The sequence below is a fragment of the Parapedomonas caeni genome, from assembly GCF_041060555.1.
Lineage (GTDB): Bacteria > Pseudomonadota > Alphaproteobacteria > Sphingomonadales > Sphingomonadaceae > CAUJIW01.
On record NZ_JBEUDS010000036.1, the window covers coordinates 1 to 18,836 of the forward strand.

Annotated in this window: 20 protein-coding genes; 12 read left to right on the forward strand and 8 right to left on the reverse strand. The window is 69.1% G+C overall.

Translation table 11 applies throughout. The features are described from left to right. Positions 1 to 50: 50 nt before the first annotated feature. Positions 51 to 812: a hypothetical protein gene (locus tag ABU113_RS16170; RefSeq protein ID WP_454560512.1), complete on the reverse strand. Its 762-nt coding sequence runs from the start codon at positions 810 to 812 to the stop codon at positions 51 to 53. A gap of 209 nt (positions 813 to 1,021) precedes the next feature. Between ABU113_RS16170 and ABU113_RS16175 the strand changes: the two genes are divergently transcribed. From ABU113_RS16175 to motA, 4 genes are all read left to right on the forward strand, one after another. Further along, complete coding sequence (locus ABU113_RS16175; RefSeq protein WP_454560513.1) at positions 1,022 to 2,464, forward strand: M20/M25/M40 family metallo-hydrolase; 1,443 nt, start codon at positions 1,022 to 1,024, stop codon at positions 2,462 to 2,464. Positions 2,465 to 2,514: 50 nt separating this feature from the next. Then, positions 2,515 to 4,665, forward strand: coding sequence for a protein-disulfide reductase DsbD family protein (locus ABU113_RS16180; protein ID WP_454560514.1), 2,151 nt, complete (start codon positions 2,515 to 2,517; stop codon positions 4,663 to 4,665). A gap of 114 nt (positions 4,666 to 4,779) precedes the next feature. Beyond that, a complete protein-coding gene (locus ABU113_RS16185) occupies positions 4,780 to 5,295 on the forward strand; it encodes a hypothetical protein (protein ID WP_454560515.1) in 516 nt (171 codons plus the stop codon). A gap of 149 nt (positions 5,296 to 5,444) precedes the next feature. Continuing rightward, entirely contained in the window at positions 5,445 to 6,317 is an 873-nt protein-coding gene (motA, locus tag ABU113_RS16190) for a flagellar motor stator protein MotA (RefSeq protein ID WP_454560516.1), read from the forward strand. A gap of 16 nt (positions 6,318 to 6,333) precedes the next feature. On the opposite strand, the gene ABU113_RS16195 is transcribed toward motA, so the two are convergent. From ABU113_RS16195 to ABU113_RS16205, 3 genes are read right to left on the reverse strand one after another with little or no spacing between them, the layout of a single operon-like run. Then, the gene (locus ABU113_RS16195) at positions 6,334 to 7,278 is read right to left on the reverse strand and encodes a tyrosine recombinase (protein WP_454560517.1); all 945 of its coding nucleotides are present in this window, start codon (positions 7,276 to 7,278) and stop codon (positions 6,334 to 6,336) included. A gap of 5 nt (positions 7,279 to 7,283) precedes the next feature. Further along, complete coding sequence (locus ABU113_RS16200) at positions 7,284 to 9,080, reverse strand: hypothetical protein (protein WP_454560518.1); 1,797 nt, start codon at positions 9,078 to 9,080, stop codon at positions 7,284 to 7,286. Between the two features lie 31 nt (positions 9,081 to 9,111). After that, positions 9,112 to 9,252, reverse strand: coding sequence for a hypothetical protein (locus ABU113_RS16205; RefSeq protein WP_454560519.1), 141 nt, complete (start codon positions 9,250 to 9,252; stop codon positions 9,112 to 9,114). A gap of 119 nt (positions 9,253 to 9,371) precedes the next feature. Here ABU113_RS16205 and ABU113_RS16210 point away from each other — a divergent pair, with 119 nt between their 5' ends. Genes ABU113_RS16210 through ABU113_RS16240 form a run of 7 tightly spaced genes read left to right on the forward strand, consistent with a single transcriptional unit; the run spans position 9,372 to position 15,253 of the window. Further along, on the forward strand, positions 9,372 to 9,950 hold the full coding sequence (locus tag ABU113_RS16210; protein ID WP_454560520.1) for a shikimate kinase: 579 nt from the start codon (positions 9,372 to 9,374) through the stop codon (positions 9,948 to 9,950). Next, entirely contained in the window at positions 9,947 to 11,116 is a 1,170-nt protein-coding gene (gene aroB, locus ABU113_RS16215) for a 3-dehydroquinate synthase (RefSeq protein ID WP_454560521.1), read from the forward strand. The genes ABU113_RS16210 and aroB overlap by 4 nt, the downstream gene beginning before the upstream one ends. Positions 11,117 to 11,127: 11 nt before the next feature. After that, positions 11,128 to 12,411 (forward strand): HlyC/CorC family transporter, encoded by a 1,284-nt coding sequence (locus ABU113_RS16220; protein WP_454560522.1) that lies wholly within the window; start codon positions 11,128 to 11,130, stop codon positions 12,409 to 12,411. An 11-nt stretch (positions 12,412 to 12,422) separates the two neighbouring features. Further along, positions 12,423 to 13,343, forward strand: coding sequence for a methionyl-tRNA formyltransferase (gene fmt, locus ABU113_RS16225; RefSeq protein WP_454560523.1), 921 nt, complete (start codon positions 12,423 to 12,425; stop codon positions 13,341 to 13,343). Beyond that, entirely contained in the window at positions 13,340 to 14,110 is a 771-nt protein-coding gene (gene truA, locus ABU113_RS16230) for a tRNA pseudouridine(38-40) synthase TruA (protein WP_454560524.1), read from the forward strand. The genes fmt and truA overlap by 4 nt, the downstream gene beginning before the upstream one ends. 55 nt (positions 14,111 to 14,165) lie before the next feature. Then, entirely contained in the window at positions 14,166 to 14,753 is a 588-nt protein-coding gene (locus tag ABU113_RS16235) for a bifunctional transcriptional activator/DNA repair enzyme AdaA (RefSeq protein ID WP_454560525.1), read from the forward strand. Continuing rightward, positions 14,750 to 15,253, forward strand: a complete 504-nt coding sequence (locus tag ABU113_RS16240) for a methylated-DNA--[protein]-cysteine S-methyltransferase (RefSeq protein ID WP_454560526.1) — start codon at positions 14,750 to 14,752, stop codon at positions 15,251 to 15,253. The genes ABU113_RS16235 and ABU113_RS16240 overlap by 4 nt, the downstream gene beginning before the upstream one ends. A gap of 32 nt (positions 15,254 to 15,285) precedes the next feature. Here ABU113_RS16240 and radC read toward each other — a convergent pair whose 3' ends face one another. The 3 genes from radC to sfsA form a co-directional block, all read right to left on the reverse strand. Continuing rightward, entirely contained in the window at positions 15,286 to 16,035 is a 750-nt protein-coding gene (gene radC, locus ABU113_RS16245; RefSeq protein ID WP_454560527.1) for a RadC family protein, read from the reverse strand. Positions 16,036 to 16,041: 6 nt separating this feature from the next. Beyond that, on the reverse strand, positions 16,042 to 16,869 hold the full coding sequence (gene map, locus ABU113_RS16250) for a type I methionyl aminopeptidase (RefSeq protein WP_454560528.1): 828 nt from the start codon (positions 16,867 to 16,869) through the stop codon (positions 16,042 to 16,044). A 67-nt stretch (positions 16,870 to 16,936) separates the two neighbouring features. Then, a complete protein-coding gene (gene sfsA, locus ABU113_RS16255) occupies positions 16,937 to 17,632 on the reverse strand; it encodes a DNA/RNA nuclease SfsA (protein ID WP_454560529.1) in 696 nt (231 codons plus the stop codon). A gap of 47 nt (positions 17,633 to 17,679) precedes the next feature. Between sfsA and ABU113_RS16260 the strand changes: the two genes are divergently transcribed. Then, positions 17,680 to 18,447: a competence/damage-inducible protein A gene (locus tag ABU113_RS16260; RefSeq protein ID WP_454560530.1), complete on the forward strand. Its 768-nt coding sequence runs from the start codon at positions 17,680 to 17,682 to the stop codon at positions 18,445 to 18,447. Between the two features lie 78 nt (positions 18,448 to 18,525). Here the strand turns inward: ABU113_RS16260 and ABU113_RS16265 are convergent, their stop codons facing one another. Continuing rightward, positions 18,526 to 18,603 (reverse strand): SEC-C metal-binding domain-containing protein, encoded by a 78-nt coding sequence (locus ABU113_RS16265; protein ID WP_454560531.1) that lies wholly within the window; start codon positions 18,601 to 18,603, stop codon positions 18,526 to 18,528. Positions 18,604 to 18,836: the final 233 nt, after the last annotated feature.

Sequence of the window (18,836 nt, forward strand, 5' to 3'; positions counted from 1 at the left end):
AAGGCATGGCCGAACTCAACCAACCCATGATCGAGGAGGAAAATCAGCCCCTACACATCACCGCCAAAGCCGCCTGACGATGGCCCACGGCCACAGCCGAAATTACACCACCTTGACGGACGCGACCGTCGTGCCAGGCCGAGGACACCCTGACTGTAGGAGCGGTTGCGCGGCTTCAGCGAGATGGCCTCCACCGGCACGTCCAGGTCGAGCTGACGCCCATAGTCGGCCAGGAAATCGACCGGGTTGCGCCGGAACGCCTCGTAGAGAAACACATGCACCCGGTCGGCGCCGAACAGCGCCTGGTAGCAGGCGACGAGGCGATCATAGGCGAAATGGTCGAAGCTGAAGCGCGGCACCTTGTGGGGCTGGGCAATCGCGCCATGGAGATAATCGTCGGGAAACAGGTAACGGTGCGGCCGGTATGTGCCGCCGCCGCGCAGATATTGCTGATACGTCGCAGCGATCGCGTCAGCCTGGACGCGAATGAAAATGACGATCCGCGCCCCTGGCAGCGTCGCCTTCAGCCGCCCCGCGACCTCTTTCGACAGACAGCCCATCATGGCGCCATTATGCGGATAGCCGCTCAGGCCCTCCTCGCACAGCACCAGTCGCGCCGCGCCACCGGTCTGGCTGTCGATGAGCGCGCGCGCCCGAGCGGGATCGAAGGTGAACGCGCCATCCCGCAGGAATGCCTGTCGCACCGTGGCGCGTGGCACATAGGTCGCGTTGCGCGCCATCGGATAATAGACCTGCTGAAACCAGGTGGTGGCGGTCTTGTGATAGCCGATGTGGATGAGAGCGTCTGTCATGCGGGGTCGTCGGGCTGCCATACGGGCGGAGTGGGAACAGGACGTGATACGGCCACCGAACCGCCGCCCCCTCGCCGGTCGTCGATCAGTTCATCGCAATGGTGCCGGCGGACTCACGGGTCAGCCGGCGGCCTCAACCCGACCGTCAAGACGTGACTTGCCCTGTCCATCCCTCCCCGCCTAACCTGTCCACTTCCCTGTCGGAGGTCATGATGCGTCACCCGCTGTTGCTGCTTGCCCTGGTTTCCCTTGCTCAGGCCACCGCGCCGCTGGCCGTCGCCGCGCCCAAGGCCAGGGTCGTCAAGGCCGCCACGGCGGCAACACCCGAGAGCATCGCCATCGGCCTGGCCGCCAGACTGGCGGACACCTCCGAGAACGGTCTCGCCTATGGCCTGGTGCGCGACCTCACCACCGAGATCGGCCCGCGCCTGGCCGGTACCGACGCCGAGAAGCGCGCCGCCGACTGGGCGATGGCCCGTTTCAAGGCGCTGGGCATCGACACGGTGTGGACAGAGCCCTTCACCATCAAGGGCTGGCAGCGCGGCATCGAGCGCGCCGAGATCACCGCACCCAGCCCGCAGCCCCTGGTGATCACCGCGCTAGGCAATACGCCAGCCACGCCGCCGGAGGGCATCGAGGCGCCGATCGTGCTGTTCCCCACCTACAAGGCGTTCATCGACGCGCCGGCGGACACCGTGCGCGGCAGGATCGTCGTCGTCACCGAGCAGACGGTGCGCCTTCAGGACGGCGGCGGCTACGGTGCCGCCGGTGCCTTGCGCCGCAACGGACCGGCGGAAGCCTCCCGGCGCGGGGCGGTGGCCTACCTGCTGCGCTCGCTGGGCACCCACGAACACCGTTTCCCGCACACCGGCTCCACTGTGTTCCCCGAGGATGTGACACCGCTGCCGGCCGCCGCCCTGTCGCCGCCGGACGCCGAACAGCTGGAACGGCTGGTCGCCAAGGGCGAGCCGGTGCGGCTGCGTCTGACGCTGTCCCCGCAGTCCCTTGGCCCGGTCAGCAGCCAGAATGTCATCGCCGAGATCAGGGGCCGGGAGAAGCCGGACGAGATCATCCTCATCGGCGCGCACCTCGATTCGTGGGATCTCGGCACTGGTGCCATCGACGATGGCGCCGGCGTCGCGATCGTCATGGCGGCGGCAAAGATGATTCGCGATCTGCCGACCCCGCCCCGGCGGACGGTGCGCATCGTCCTGTTCGGCGCCGAGGAACCGGGCCTGCTGGGTGCCCGCGCCTATGTCGCGGCCCACAAGGCGGCGCTGGACAAGCACGTCCTGGCAACCGAGGCCGACTTCGGCCAGGGGCCGGTCTATCGCTTCTCGACCAACGTCGCCGACCCCGCCCACCCGGCGCTTGAACGCATCCGCGCCAGCCTGCGACCGCTCGGGATCATCCCCGGTACCAACCGCGCCCATGGCGGTCCCGATATCGGGCCGATGCAGGCGCTTGGCGTGCCGGTGGTCAACCTGGAGCTGGACGGCACCGACTATTTCGACACCCACCACACGCCCGACGACGTGCTCAACCGCATCGAGCCTGCCCGTATCAGCCAGACATCGGCCGCCTACGCGATCTACACCTACCTCGCGGCCGAGCTGGAGGGCGACTATCGGCCCACCGCAGCCCCCCAATAAGTCATCGCGCGGGCTTTGTCCGCGCCGTTGGCCGGCTTATGTAGGGCGGCATGAAACGCATCCTTCTGTTGCTCGCCGCCTTGCTGGTGGCCGCGTCGCCCGCGCAGGCCAATCCGGTCCAGCGCGACCACACCACCGTCGAACTGGTCGCCGAGAGCCAGACCATCGCCGCCGGCCGACCCGTGACACTGGCGCTCCGGCTGACTCCGGCCGCCGGCTGGCACACCTACTGGAAAAACCCCGGCGACAGCGGCCTGGAGACCAGCCTCGACTGGACTCTGCCGGCCGGCTTCAGCGCCAGCGACATCGCCTACCCGACACCGGTGCGCGTCCCCTTCGGCGACCTCGTCAACTATGGCTACAAGGCGGACGCCACACTGCTGGTGACGCTGACGCCGCCGGCCACCCTGGCGCCGGGCGCCGCCATTCCGCTCCGTACCAAGGCAAGCTGGCTGGTGTGCGACGACCAGCAGTGCGTGCCCGAGGATGCCGAACTGACGCTGACGCTGACGGCCGGCGATGGCGCCACCGACCCCGCCCAGGCCACCCTGTTCGCCGCCGCGCGGGCAGCCATGCCGCTGCCGGTCGACTGGCCGGCTCGCTTCACCGTCAGTGGCGATCAGTTCCGGCTCACCGTACCGTTGGGCGTTGCCGCCAAGGGCATCGAGCAGGTCTATTTCTTTCCGCTCGATGATGGCGCCATCACCTATGCCGAGAGCCAGGACGTGGTTGTCGACGGCGACCGGCTGTGGCTGACCACCAAGGCCGGTTACAAGACGACGCTGGACCGGGTGTCGGGTGTGCTCACCATCAAGCTCGCCGGCGCGCCCAAGGCCAACGCCTATCTGCTGACCGCGACGCGTGACGACAAGGCCGCCTCGGCCGTGCCGGCCGGCGCCCGGCCGCTGTCGGCGAACACCCAGGGCGGCCCGCCATCGGGCGGCAGTGACGTGCCGCTGCTGCTGACCGCGCTGGGCGGCGCCCTGCTGGGCGGCCTGCTGCTCAACCTGATGCCCTGTGTGTTCCCGATTCTCAGCCTGAAGGCGCTCGGCCTCGCCCGCGCCGGCGAATCCGATGCCCATGCCCGCGTCGAGGCGGTCGCCTACACTGCCGGCGTGCTGGCGACCATGGCGGCGCTCGGCGGCCTGCTGCTGGCGCTACGGGCCGGCGGCGACGCGGTGGGCTGGGCCTTCCACTTGCAGGACCCGCGCCTGGTCGCGCTGCTGGCACTGCTGATGACGGCAATCGGGCTCAACCTCGCGGGTCTGTTCGAGATCAACCTCGCCATCGCCGGCAGCGGTCAGCGGCTGGTCAGCCAGGGTGGCACCCAGGGCGCCTTCTGGACCGGCGCGCTCGCCGTCCTGGTGGCAACGCCGTGCACCGCGCCGTTCATGGCCGCCTCGCTGGGGGCAACGCTGACCCTGCCGGCCAGCCTGTCGATGCTGGTCTACCTCGGCCTCGGCCTCGGCATGGCGCTGCCGTTCCTGGCCATCGGCTTCGTGCCGGCGTTGCGTCGCCGCCTGCCGCGCCCCGGCGCGTGGATGGACGGGTTCCGCCGGCTGCTGGCCTTCCCGATGCTGTCCACCGCGCTGTGGCTGTTCTGGGTGATGGGTCAGCAGGTCGGCGTCGACGGCATGGCCCTGGCGCTGGCGCTCGCCCTGCTGACCGCGCTGCTGCTGTGGTCGGTCGGCCGCGCCCAGACTGCCCACCGGCCGACGCGCTGGCGCTGGATCACCACCCTCGTCGTGGTCGGACTCGCCGGTAGCGCGACCCTGACCCGCGTCGGCGGCGATCCGGCGACGCCCGGCGCCGGACTGGCGACCGCCAGCGACAACCCGCTGGGCGCCACCGCCTATTCCGATGCGCGGCTTGAGGCCCTGCTGGCCGCCGGCACACCCACCTTCGTCTACTTCACCGCCGACTGGTGCGTGACTTGCAAGGTCAACGAGAAGGTGGCGCTGTTCCGCGACGATGTGGCGGCCACCTTCCGCGAGGCCGGCGTGGTGACGCTGGAGGGCGACTGGACCCGGCGCGACGCGGAGATCGCCGCCACCTTGAAGCGCTACGGGCGCGACGGGGTGCCGCTTTACCTCTATTTCGCGCCCGATCGCCGACGCGACGCGCCGGTCATCCTGCCGCAGGTGCTGACGGTGCAAACACTCATCAATGTCGTGCGTGGCCAGGATGTGATGCGCGGCTGACGCCCCGGCCGCGCCGACAAGCCGACATCAGCGACAAATAAGCCCAATCGCACGCCAGCATGGTTCTCGCGGCCAAGCCGCCATGCTAGGGTGAAGCAAAGAAAGGTGGTTCCCATGCGTAATCTCCGCGCGACCCGCGCCCTCCCCGCCCTGCTTGCCGCAATCCTCGCGACCGGCGCGGCTTCCGGCGCCCGGGCCCAGGAGAGCGGTGGAACCGCACCCGCAGCACCTGCGGCGCCCTCCTCCTCCGAGGCGGCCCCGGCGGCGACACCGGTCAGCAGCACTGGCCAGGTTGAGCAATACCAGCGGCGCATTCGCCAGGCAGTGACGCCGGACGAGGTGCGGCTGGCCTGCAAATCACCCAGCGGCAGCCTGACCATCAACGACGAGATCATCGTCTGTGCCGAGCGGGATCCCAATCACCGCTACCGGGTGCCGGAGGACGCCGCCCGGCGGCCGGTCGACCCCGAGCAGGATTCGCCCACAGCGCGCGCCAACGCCACCATGAGCGCCCATGAAACCGCTCCGGTAGGCTCGATGCCGGACAAGGCGACCGGCGCGCTCAACCCGGTGGCGCTGGGCAAGACGATCAAGAAGCTGATCGAAAAGGGTACCGAGGACCAGGACTGAGCCGCGCCGGCCGGGCAACAGGGTTCAGGGAAGGCGGTGTGGGGGCAGCCTCGCTGGCGTGACCCGCGACGCTCCCGCTGGCCATTAAGCCTGCTTTAAGCAAGTTGATCGATAACGGTTGCCGTTAACCACAGGGTTTCAACGGCGCCATGTTCATCATTATCGGCCTTGCCATCGTCATGGGTTGCGTGTTCGGCACCTTCGTGCTGTTCGGCGGCAAGTTCGACATCATCGCCCACGCGCTGCCCCACGAAATGATGTCGATCGGTGGCGCCGCGATCGGCGCCTTCGTCATCGCCAATTCGGTGCCGGTGCTCAAGCGCGCCGGCAAGGGCATCGGCCGCGCCTTCAAGGGCGAGAAGTGGAAGAAGGACGACTACCGCGACCTGCTGTGCATGCTGTTCGTCCTCATCAAGACCATGCGCACCAAGGGCGTGGTGGCCATCGAAGGCCATATCGAGCGCCCGGAAGAATCGAAGATCTTCCAGAACTTCCCCAATGTCGCCGCGGATCATCACGTGGTGGACTTCATCTGCGACTATCTGCGGATGATGACCATGAACTTCGAGGATCCGCACCAGGTGGATGACGCCATGGAGAAGGATCTCGAAAACCACCACCAGGAAGAGCACGCCGCCCAGCACGCGTTGCAGAATATGGCCGACGGTCTGCCGGCCATCGGCATCGTCGCCGCGGTGCTCGGCGTCATCAAGACCATGGGCTCCATCGACCAGCCCACCGAGGTGCTGGGCGCGATGATCGGCGGCGCGCTGACCGGTACCTTCCTTGGCGTGCTTCTGTCCTATTGCGTCGTCGGCCCCATTGCCGCCCGTCTGGCGCAGGTGCTGGAGGACGAGGGCAAATTCATGGGTCTGGTGAAGACCGTGCTCATCGCCCATCTGCAGGGCCTGGCGCCGCAGGTGGCGGTCGAGATCGGCCGCCGCAACACCCCCAGCATCCATGCCCCGACCTTTGTCGAGCTGGAAGAAGCCATCAACAACCTGCCCAACGATCTGGCCTGAGCAAAGGCCAGGCGCTTCAATCCGCCGGGTCGGCGGGGGGGCGGCGGCGCCGCGTGCCGTCGGCCAGCGGATGCTTCTCCTGCACCAGCTCCACCAGGCGCTTCTCCGCGACATGGGTGTAGATCTGCGTGGTCGCGATATCCGCGTGGCCCAGCATCTGCTGCAAGGCGCGCAGATCAGCACCGTTTTCCAGCAGGTGGGTGGCGAAGGCATGACGCAGCACGTGCGGCGACAGCCGTTCGGGCGGAATGCCGGCCTCAAGCCCCAGCGCCTTGACCAGCTGATACAGGCGGATGCGGCTGAGGTGTCCGGTCCTGCCACCGGAGGGGAAAAGGTAGCGGCTGTCGGCGGGAACATGGACCCGATGCGCCAGCACGGCGGCCACGGCCCGTCCGCCAAGCGGTACCAGGCGCTCCCTGCCCCCCTTGCCCTTCAGGATCAGATAAGGCCGACCTTCCTGAATGGCGTTGCGCGGCAGCGACACCAGTTCGCTCGCCCGCAGCCCCGAGCCGTAGAGCAGCTCGATGAGCGCGGTCAGCCGCTGCGTCTGGGCGGTCGGCTGGCGGGCCTGGCGGTCGGCCAGCGTCGCGAACAACCGGTCGACATCGCCATCGGAAAGTGACTTGGGCAGCCGTCGGTGGGCGACCGGCGACAGCAGATCAAGGGTCGGATTGTCGGCCCGCCAGCCCTCGGCGTAGGCGAACAGGAAGAACTGGCGCAGACAGGAACGCTTGCGGGCGATCGAGGCGCTGCTGAGCCCCGCCTGCGCCGCGAGCCAGGCCTTGAGATCGTCCGCCGTCGCCGCTGTCAGCCGCCCGTGCAAGGCCTGGCTGATCAGGCGCAGGTCACGACCGTAGGCGGCGACGGTGTTGCGTGCGGCGCCTTTTTCCGACGCCAGCATGTCAAGAAACAGGCTGATCGCGGCAGCATCGTCGGGCAGACTGCTGGCCGGACCACCCATGGCCCCTAGACGCCGTTACGGATCAGCAGCTCCGCCGCGATCAGGCCCGCCTCGCGACGCAGGCCGACGGCGCACAGCGCCTGCAGCGCCTGCCGGACGTAGGCGGGCTTCACGGTCGCGGCATCACGACCAAGCCCCAGCGAGGCGAGCACAATCGCCTCGCCCTTGCGACGCTGGGCGATGACGGCCTGGAGCTGTCTGGTGAAGGCATTGTCGATCGCCTCGGGGACAGCGGCCGATGGCAGGTCGGTGTGATCGAGCAGGCCGAGACCCGCAAAAGCCGCGCCGGCCAGCTGCTGCTGGCGGTCGACCACATCGCTGTCGCCGTCGAGCCAGTTCTTGGCCCACAGCGCGAACAGCGCGCCCGAACGCGGCACCCGGCCGTGCGCTTCCGCCGTCGCCACGAGCGGCCACAACGCCATCAGCGGCCGGCCGGCGCGGGCATTGCCGCCCTTGGCCTCGGCGCGGGCCAGCTTGTACCAGGCAAGCGCGCCATCGACGTCCCCTGCCAGCAGCATCGCGCGCGCCAGCGCCGGTGCCGCATCGAGATACGCGGCCTTGACCGGCACCTGGGCCGCCGCGTGGGCCGATGCCAGCTGATAGGCGAGACGATCCTCGCGGGTCTTGCCCTCCGCCCACAGGTTGCGCAGGGCGGTGATGCGGGCCTCATGGGTCGGCGCGGCATAGGCCTGCCGCAATTCGCCCACCGGCAGGGCGGCCAGCGCCGTCGGGTCCAGGCTCACCGCCTGCAACGACAGCAGGTTGACCATCTCCCGCGACGACAGCGCGCCCGTGACGACCGCGGTCCGGGCCGCATGCAGGCGGGTGGCGAGCGGCAGGTTGGGATTGCGCACCACCCAGCCCTTCACCGCCGGGTTGGCGTTCTCCAGCCGCTGACGCGGCACATCGACGCCGCTGACGCTGGCCATGCCCAGCCGGAAGGTGGTCAGCCGGGCCGCCTCCGGCCAGTTGACGCTGACCGCCCGGTTGCTGCCGGAGATAGCGGCCGCCACGCGGTCGGCCAGGCGAATCTCGAAAGGCTGGGCGCTGCGATTTTCCCGCTCACGGTCGAGAATCAGCGCGGCACCGGCGTCATCGCCCTGCAGCGCCGCGCATACAGCCGACATCAGCGGCCACAACGGGTCGCCGGAGATGGAAATACCGGTCTGGGTCAGCGGACACAGGCTCGCCACGTCGCCGGCCGCCAGGTGGGCCTGCGGTGCCACCTCAAACAGCCTCTTGGTGTAGCCGGTCAGTGGCGCCCGGTCGACCAGCGCCTTGGCGCCTTCGACCTCCCCCATGCGCAGCAGCAGGTGGGCGCGCTCGGCAATGAAATTGCCCGGCACAACGCCCGCCGGCGTGGGCGCCTGGGTCAACAGCGCCTTGCGCAGGCTGATATGGGCCCAGCGGGACGCCGTCGGCGCCGGCATCCGGCGCAGTACCGTGTTGACGAACGGCCCCGACGAGCCGGACCACAAGGTCGGCGCATAGCCGCCCGTCTGGAGCGTCAGCCAGCCAACCCCGGCGGTCGGATCAGCCGCCGGCACTTGCAGACGCAACGCCGGTGATCGCGAGGACGCCTCGCCTGGCGGCGTGCCGCCCGGCAGCGTCTCCCCCGGCAGCAGCGTTTCAGGCCCGCCCGGCGCGGCGCCCGCATCAGGCGTCGCGGGCGCGACCTCGGGAGCAGGCTCGGCCGGTGCCGGCGCGAACTTGCCGGCCGGCAGCAGCGATTTCGGCGGCGCTACCGGCGCCTGACCGGATTCGCTCTCCTGGGCAACGCCGGCGGGGCTCGCCAGCAGCAAGGTAGCGGCGACAAGGCAAGCCGCGCGACGGCTAGGCCTTGAACTTGTCATGGGGGATGACCTTCTCGACCTTGTGCTGGGGCGCCGGCATGTCGGCGAAGGCGAAGTAGCCGCCGGCACCGAGGATGACGAGCACAAGCAGGCCAAGCAGAAGCACAAACAGTCGCATCATGGTCTCACCGAACGCACATCTGACACTTGCAGGACGCCCGGGCTTGGACGGCCGCGCGGGGCGTGTGTATAGCGAGGGGCAGTCATGGCCCAAAGCGAAACCTGAGTCCACCGCCAACGATGATGACACCACCCGCCCCGCCCCCACCGTCGATCCCGCGCGTCGATGGCCATGTGGACAAGCCGATCGTGCTGGTCGGCCTGATGGGCGTTGGCAAATCGACCGTCGGCCGCCGGCTGGCGCAGCGGCTGGGCCTGCCGTTCCTCGACGCCGACGACGAGATCGAGCGCGCCGCCGGCCTGAAGATCGCTGAAATCTTCGAGCGTTATGGTGAGCCGACATTCCGCGATGGCGAACGGCGGGTCATCAAGCGACTGATGGATGGCACGCCCAAGGTCATTGCCACCGGCGGCGGCGCCTTCGTGCAGGCGGACACGCGTGCCTTGATTCTCGAACAGGGCATCGCCATCTGGCTCGATGCCGATATCGACGTACTGGTGGAGCGCACCGGCCGGCGGGACCATCGACCGCTGCTGCGCAACGCCGACCCCCGGGAGGTGCTGACCAGTCTTGCCGCGCAGCGGACCCCCTTCTACGCCGAGGCGCCCATCCATGTCCGCACCGGCCGCGGCCCGCACGACGTGGCGGTCGAGACGATTCTCATGATCCTGAAGCAACGCGGATACCTGCATCCATGACGCATGCGCCAGCACCCCGCCCCGAAGCCGGCTCCGAATCCCGTATCGAGGTCGATCTCGGCCCGAACAGCTACCCGATCCTGATCGGCGCCGGGCTGTTGAACCGGATCGGCACCCTGGCCGCGCCATGGCTGCCACGGGGTAAAACGGTGATTGTCACCGACAAGACCATCGCCGACCTCTATCTCGACCGGGTGATCCGTACCCTGGCGGAAGCCGGCATCACCGCCGAGCCGATCGTGCTGCCGTCGGGCGAAGGCACCAAGAGCTTCGCGGTGCTGGAACAGGTGGTGGAACGCCTGCTGGAGCTGGGCATCGAGCGCAAGGACGCCGTCATCGCACTGGGCGGCGGCGTGATCGGCGATCTGGTGGGCTTCGCCACCGCCATCCTGCGCCGCGGCTGCGCCTTCATCCAGGTGCCGACCACCCTGCTGTCGCAGGTGGACTCCTCGGTCGGCGGCAAGACCGGCATCAACAGCCGGCACGGCAAGAACCTGGTCGGCGCCTTCCACCAGCCGAAACTGGTGGTGATCGACACCGACCTGCTCGACACCCTGCACCGGCGGGAACTGCTGGCCGGCTATGCCGAGGTGGTGAAGTACGGCCTGATCAACGATGCCGACTTCTTCGCCTGGCTGGAAGCCCATGGCGAGGCGCTGCTCAAGGGCGACGCCGCCGGGCGGACTCATGCCATCGCGGTGTCCTGCCAGGCCAAGGCGACGGTGGTCGAGCAGGACGAATTCGAGACCAGGGGTCTGCGCGCCCTGCTCAACCTCGGCCACACCTTCGGCCACGCGCTGGAGGCGGAGCTGGGCTATTCCCACCGCCTGCTGCATGGCGAGGGCGTGGCGATCGGCATGGTGCTGGCCTTCGAGCTGTCGGTCGCCATGGGCCTTTGCCCGGCCGCCGATCTGGCGCGGGTGCGCGATCACCTGCGCGCGGTCGGCCTGCCCACCAGCCCCGCCGACATCGGCCTCACCGCCAGCGGCGCCACCCTGGTCGCCCACATGCGCCAGGACAAGAAGATGGACGCCGGCCGGCTCGCCTTCATCCTGACGCATGGCATCGGCAAGGCCTTCGTCACCAAGGACGTCGATCTCGGTCAGGTCGAGGCACTGCTGGACCGCCACGCGGCGGATGCCGGGCAGCGCCTGCACAAGCATTAGGAGAATTGATCATGTCATGGGCTCTGGTCGGTTCACTGCTGGTGGTGCTGGCACTGATCCTGATCTCCGCCGTGCTGGCCACCGCCGAGACCGGCATCACCGCCGCCTCCAAGGCCCGCATCCACCGGCTGGCGCGTGAGGGCAACAAGCGCGCGGAGAAGGTCGAGGGCCTGCTGGACGAGCGCGAGCGCGTGGTCGGCTCGATCCTGCTCGGCTCGACGCTGGTCAACAACCTTGCCGCCTCGCTCACCACCTTCGTGCTCGCCGGCCTGTTCGGCAACGCCGCCGTCATCTACGCCACGATCGGCATCACCATCATGCTGCTGATCTTCGCCGAGGCCCTGCCCAAGACGCTGGGCATCGCCCGCGCCGACCGGGTGGCGCTGACGCTGGGACCGGCGATGGGCGTACTGTCCCGGCTGTTCGCGCCGGTGATCCGGCTGGTGCTCAGCATCGTCCAGGCGACGCTGCGACTGATCGGCATCGACCTGCGCGACAAGGGCGACATCATCTCGGGCAGCGAGGAAATCCGTGGCGCCATCGACCTGCACGCCGAGGAAGGTGGCATCATCCGCGAGCACAAGGCGATGCTGGGCTCGATCCTCGATCTCGACGAGGTGCTGGTGGCCGACGTCATGGTTCATCGCAAGGCGATGGAGATGATCGACGCGGCATTGCCGCCGGAACAGATCGTGCGCGCCATCATCCGCTCCTCGCACACCCGCCTGCCGCTCTATCGCAACGACCAGGACAACATCGTCGGCGTGCTGCACGCCAAGGACGTGATGCGCGCGCTGTCGAAGCGGGGCGCCGAGCCGGAGACCCTCAACATCGACGAGATCATGACCAAGCCGTGGTTCGTGCCGGACACCACCACGCTGCGTGAACAGCTCAACGCCTTCATGAGCAAGCGCAGCCATTTCGCCATGGTGGTCGATGAATATGGCGCGCTGCAGGGGCTGGTGACGCTGGAGGACATTCTGGAGGAGATCGTCGGCGACATTACCGACGAGCACGACCTGCCAACGCCGGCCGGCGTGACGGTGCATGAGGACGGCACGATGACGGTGGAGGGCTCGGTGACCATCCGCGATCTCAACCGCCGTTTCGACTGGTCGCTGCCGGACGAGGACGCCACCACCATCGCCGGCCTGGTGATCAACGAGGCGCGTGTCATCCCGGTGAAGGGCCAGAGCTTCACCTTCTTCGATTTCCGCTTCGACATCCTGGAGCGGCGGCGCAACCAGATCACCCTGCTCAAGCTGACGCCACCGGGCGCCGTGCAGGTCAGCTGACGGGCCGGCCGATGCGCATCGCCTTCATGGGAACGCCGGATTTCGCGGTGACCGCGCTCGACGCGCTGCACGCCGCCGGCCACGACATCGCCGCCGTGTACAGCCAGCCGCCACGCGCCGCCCATCGCGGCAAGGCGCTGACGCCGACGCCGGTGCATCGCCGCGCCGAGGCGCTGGGGATCGCGGTACGCACGCCGGTGAGCCTGAAATCGCCCGAGGAGCAGGCGGCGTTCGCCGCGCTCGACCTCGACATCGCCGTGGTCGCCGCCTACGGGCTGATCCTGCCGCGCGCCATTCTGGAGGCGCCATGCCATGGCTGTCTCAACATCCACGCCTCGCTGCTGCCGCGCTGGCGCGGCGCGGCGCCGATCCAGCGGGCGATCCTCGCCGGCGACGCCGCCACCGGCATCACCATCATGCAGATGGATGCCGGGCTCGACACCGGCGCCATGCTGCTGAAGCAGGCCCTCGTCATCGGCGATGCCGAGACGGCCGGGCAATTGCACGACCGGTTGGCAGCGCTTGGAGCAACGATGATCGTCGAGGCGCTGGCGCGTTACCGGTCGCTGGTCGCCGAACCGCAGCCGGCCGAGGGCGTCACCTACGCCGCCAAGCTCGACAAGGCGGAGGCCCGGCTGGACTGGCATCGCCCGGCGGCGGACCTGCACCGGGCGGTGCGGGCGTTCAATCCGGTGCCGGGCGCCTATACCGAACTGGCCGGTGAACGGCTGAAGATCCTCGCCGCCGAGGTCATCCACATGCCCGCGTCATCGACCGCCGCGCCGGGCACCGTCATCGACGACGCCTTCACCATTGCCTGCGGCGCGGGCGCGCTGCGGCCGACGCTGGTGCAGCGGGCCGGCAAACAGCCGCTGGACACCACCGCCCTGCTGCACGGCTTTCCGGTGCCGGCGGGGACGCGGCTGGGATGACCACGCGCTTCAAGCTGGTCGTCGAGTTCGACGGCCGCCCGTTCATGGGCTGGCAGTATCAGGACCATGGACCGTCGGTGCAGGGGGCGCTGGAGGCGGCGGTCGAACGTATCACCGGCGAGCAGGCTCTGGTGCAGTCGGCCGGCCGCACCGACGCCGGCGTCCATGCGCTGGCGATGGTCGCCCATGTCGACATCGCCAGGCCAATGACGCCGTTCCGGCTGATGGAAGCGCTGAACGCCCAGCTGCGCCCCGACCCTGTCGCGGTGCTGGCCTGCGAGGTGGCCCCGCCCGACTTCCACGCCCGCTTCTCGGCGACGGCGCGGCGCTACCGCTACCGCATCGTCAACCGCCGGGCGCCGCTGACGCTGGAGGCCGGGCTGGCCTGGCGGGTGCCGACGCCGCTCGACCACGCGGCGATGCACGCCGCCGCCCAGCTGCTGGTGGGGCACCACGACTTCACCACCTTCCGCTCGGTCCAGTGCCAGGCCGCCTCGCCGGTCAAGACGCTGGACCGGCTGGTGGTGATGCGCCACGGCGACGAGGTGGTGGTGGAGACCCAGGCGCGCTCCTTCCTGCACCACCAGGTGCGCTCGATGGTCGGCGCGCTGAAATTCGTCGGCACCGGCAAATGGTCCGCCCGCGATCTCGAACGGGCGCTGGCGGCCCGCGACCGCGCCGCCCTGCCGGTGAACGCGCCGCCCGACGGGCTCTATTTCACCGGCGTCGATTATGCCACCGATACCGACGCCGATACCGACGACTGACATCGGAGTCCGTTGTTGACGCGCGCGCCGGCGCCGGCGTGCTATGATGGCGGCCATGGACAACGCCCCCGCCCTGCCCGACCATGATGTCTGCTACGCCGCGCTGCGGCGGCGCGACCCGGCATACGACGGTCGGGTGTTCACCTGCGTCACCACCACCGGCATCTTCTGCCGGCCGGTCTGCCCGGCACGCCCGCCCAAGCCGGAGAACTGCCGCTTCGTCGCCGACGCCGCCACCGCCATCGCGCTGGGCTTCCGCCCCTGCAAGCGCTGCCGGCCGGAAGCGGCGCCGACCTCGGCGGTGTGGCGTGGCACCGCCAACACCGTCACCAGGGCGTTGCGGCTGATCGACGCCGGCGCGCTCGACGACGGCGACGCGCAGACGCTGGCCGAGCGACTGGGCATTGGCGAGCGGCAGCTGCGCCGGCTCTTCCAGCGTCATCTCGGCAGCACGCCGAGCGCCGTCGCCCGCGCCTTCCGGCTGCAACGGGCGCGCCGGCTGCTGGCCAGCGCCGACAGCATCACCGAGGTCGCCCATGCCGCCGGCTTCGGTTCGCTGCGGCGCCTGCAATCGGCGATGCGCGCCAGCTTCGGCGTCAGCCCCAGCGCGCTGCGGACTCAGCACAAGGAACCGCACGCATGAGCAAACTGCGTTTTACCCATGTCGAAACGCCACTCGGGCTGATCGAGCTGCGCGCCACGACGCGCGGCCTGAGCGGCGTCTATTTCGAGGGTCACAAGCCGGCGCCGGTGCCGCGCATCCTGCACGCCGCCTGCCGGGACGACGGGCATTTCCGCCCCGTCGTCGAGCAGCTGCGCGCCTATCTGGCCGGCGAGATCGAGCGGTTCCAGCTGCCGCTGGACCCGGCGGGCACACCGTTCCAGCGCCAGGTCTGGCAACGGCTCGCCACCATTCCCTATGGCGACACCCTGAGCTACGGCGCCCTGGCCGCCAGCCTCGACATGCCGGCGGCGGCGCGCGCGGTCGCCGGCGCCAACGCCCGCAACCCGCTGTCGATCATCGTGCCGTGTCACCGCGTCGTCGCCCGCGACGGCAGGCTCAGCGGCTATGCCGGCGGCGTTGAGCGCAAGCAGTGGCTGCTCGATCTCGAACGCCGCGCCCGGATGCGCCACGCCGCCTGACGCCAGGAACGCCCGACGACGTGAACGCCCGGCTACAGCAGCCCCAGGCTCTTGAAGCTTCTGGTGCCGGTGCGGCCGATCACCAGATGGTCGTGCACGGTGATGCCCAGCCGCCGCCCCGCCTCGACGATCTCCCTGGTCATGGCGATGTCGTCGGCCGAGGGCGTCGGGTCGCCGGAGGGGTGGTTGTGCACCAGGATCAGCGCCGTCGCCCCCAGTTCCAGCGCCCGCTTGATGATCTCGCGGACGTAGACGGCGGTGTGGTTGACCGTGCCTTCCGACAGCACTTCCTCGCGGATGAGGACATTCTTGTTGTTGAGGAACAGCACCCGGAAGCGCTCGATGATGCTGTGCGCCATGTCGGCGTGGAGATAGTCCTGCAGCGCCTGCCAGCTCGACAGCACCGGCCGGCCGACCACCCGCGCCTTGACCAGCCGCAGCGCCGCCGCCTGGACGAATTTCAGCGCCGCCACCGAGGACTCCGACAGGCCGCCATGGCCCCTGAGCGCCGCCGGCTCGGCGGAAATCACGTTCTCGAAGCTGCCGAACTCGTGGATCAGCCGCTTGGCCAGCGGCTTGGTGTCGCGCCGGGGGATGGTCAGGCCGAGGAGATATTCCAGCAGTTCATGGTCGTGGAAGGCCTCGGCGCCGGCCTCCAGCAACCGCTGGCGGAGGCGTTGTCGATGCCCGACCGCAAGCTCACCGACCGCAAGGTCGGGGGGCCGATCACCGGCCGCAAGCTCACCGACCGCGAGGTCGGGCTGGCCGTCCTCACGCGCCATGGCGCCTCATCCGCTGTAGGGCGGCGCGTGCAGGCCGGCCGGGGATGCGGTGAATATCTCGCAGCCGTCCTCGGTGATGCCGATGGCGTGCTCGAACTGGGCCGACAGCGAGCGGTCGCGGGTGACCGCGGTCCAGCCGTCCTCCAGCACCTTCACGTCCGGCTTGCCGAGGTTGATCATCGGCTCGATGGTGAAGAACATGCCCGGCTTCAGCACCACGCCCTTGCCCGGCTTGCCGACGTGGACGACGTTGGGCGCGTCGTGGAACACCCGGCCGAGGCCGTGGCCGCAGAAATCCCGCACCACCGAATAGCGCAGCCCCTCGGCATAGCTCTGGATGGCGTGCCCGATGTCGCCCAGCGTATTGCCCGGCCTGGCCTGGGCGATGCCGCGCATCAGCGCCTCGTAGGTGGCGTCCACCAGCTTGCGCGCCTTCAGCGGCACATCACCAATGAGGTACATCCGGCTGGTGTCGCCGTGCCAGCCATCCAGGATCACGGTGACGTCGATGTTGACGATGTCACCGTCCTTGAGCTTCTTCGGCCCCGGAATACCGTGGCAGACCACATGGTTGATCGAGGTGCAGATCGACTTGGGAAAACCGCGGTAATAGAGCGGCGCCGGCACCCCGCCGCGCGCGACCGTGAACTCGTAGGCCAGCCGGTCCAGCTCGTCCGTCGCCACATCCGGGCGGATATGGGGGGTGAGGAAATCGAGGCATTCCGCCGCCAGCCGGCCGGCCGCGCGCATGCCGGCAAAGCCTTCCGGGCCATGCAGCTTGATGGTGCCGTAGGATTCGAAATCCTCGGTGTCGGCCGCGGCCGTGTAGGTCATGGTCTCTCTCATACGCCAATACATAATCCGCCGGGCCCCGACATTCCAGAGGCCCCGCTCCGGGGCGTCACAGCGCCAGGGGCAGCGGCCGGTCGATGTCGATCGCCTCGGGCGACACCCTACACGCGAACGCCAGTGCTTGCACCCCCTTCGCGCGGGCCTGGGCCAGCGCCGCGGCGTAGGCCGGATCGATGTCGCCGGCGATGCCGACGCGCGCGCAGTCGCCGCGCTGCACCAGATAGAGCATCACCGCCCGGTGCCCGGCCGCCACCTGGTCCGCCAGCTCCGCCAGATGCTTGGCGCCGCGCGCCGTCACCGAGTCGGGGAAGTCGGCCTGGTCGCCGCGCTTGAGGTGGACGTTCTTGACCTCGACGAAGCACAGCCCGGCGGCGCCTTCCAGCAGCATGTCGATGCGCGAGTTGCGGCCATAGGCGACCTCGCGGCGCAGGCTGGCGTAGCCCGCCAGTTCGGGAATCGCGCCAGCGGCGATGGCCTCGGCGACGATGCGGTTGGGGTGGGCGGTGTTGATGCCGACGCAGGTGCCGTCGGCCTCCTCGATCTCCCAGCGCCAGGCCAGCTTGGCCTTGGGGTTGCGGTTGGCCGACAGCCACACCCGGTTGCCCGGCACCGCCAGCCCGAGCATGGCGCCGGGGTTGGCGCAGTGGGCCACCGCCGGGCTGCCATCGGGCAGGATGACGTCGGCGAGGAACCGCTTGTAGCGGCGCACCAGCGTCGCCGGGATCAACGCTTCGCTGAACCGCATGTGCTTTTCGCCTCCCCAACGCGCATCAATTGCACTACATCCGGGGCATGAACACACCCGCCGGCCAGCCGCCCCGCATCTACACCGCCGCTCTCGTCATCATCGGCGACGAGATCCTGTCCGGCCGCACCCAGGACGCCAACCTGGCCTATCTCGCCAAGTGGCTGAATGTCCAGGGCATCCGGTTGCGCCATGTGCGGGTGGTGCCCGACGTCGAGGCCGAGATCGTCAGCGCGGTCAACGCCTGCCGCACCGCCCACGACTATGTGTTCACGACCGGCGGCATCGGCCCGACCCACGACGACATCACCATCGACTCGATCGCCGCCGCGTTCGGCGTCCCGGTCGTCGTCCACCCGCGCGCCGAGGCGCTGCTGCGGGCCTATTATGGCGACAAGCTCAACGAGGCCCGGCTGCGCATGGCCCGCGTGCCCGACGGCGCCGACCTGGTGGAGAACGAGCTGTCGGCCGCCCCCGGCGTGCGTATCGGCAACGTGTTCATCATGGCCGGCATCCCCTCGGTGATGCGCGCCATGCTGGCGGCGCTCGACGGCAAGCTGGAGGGCGGCCTGCCGGTGCTCTCCCGCACCGTCGCCGCCCACATCGCCGAAAGCCGCGTCGCCCAGCTGCTGGAAAGCGTCGAGAAGACCCACGCCGGCGTCCAGGTCGGCAGCTACCCGTTCTGGAAGGACGGCCAGACCGGCGCCAACTTCGTCATCCGCTCGACCGACGCCCATGTGATGAACGCCGCCGCCGAGGCCATCCTCGCCGGCATCGCCGAACTGGGCGCCACCCCGGTCGACGGCGAGCTGTAGGCGGCGGAGCGCCGGGGGAGTGCCGGGCTGTTTCTCGGCTGAGGCGCAGTAGAAATACAGATACTGCCCCCGGGAAATTCATGAGCGGCAGCACTTCTTATATTTTTTGCCGCTACCGCAGGGGCATGGCGAGTTGACTTTGATCTTTCCTGCCAACCTCGCATTGGCCAGCCTAACTCTTTTTAAGCGCTGACCTTCCGCGTATGCAATCGCGACGCTTGCTGGCGCAATGCCCGAAAGGCTGACATGCTGCCAGTGGACGTGACCTGCCCCGGGTAATTTCCTCCAGTTGCGATTAGAGTCCAGCCTACGGAAGGACGGACGAGATGAAGCGCAAGAGGTTTACAGAAGAGCAGATCATTGGTGTGCTGAAGGAAGCGGAGGCTGGC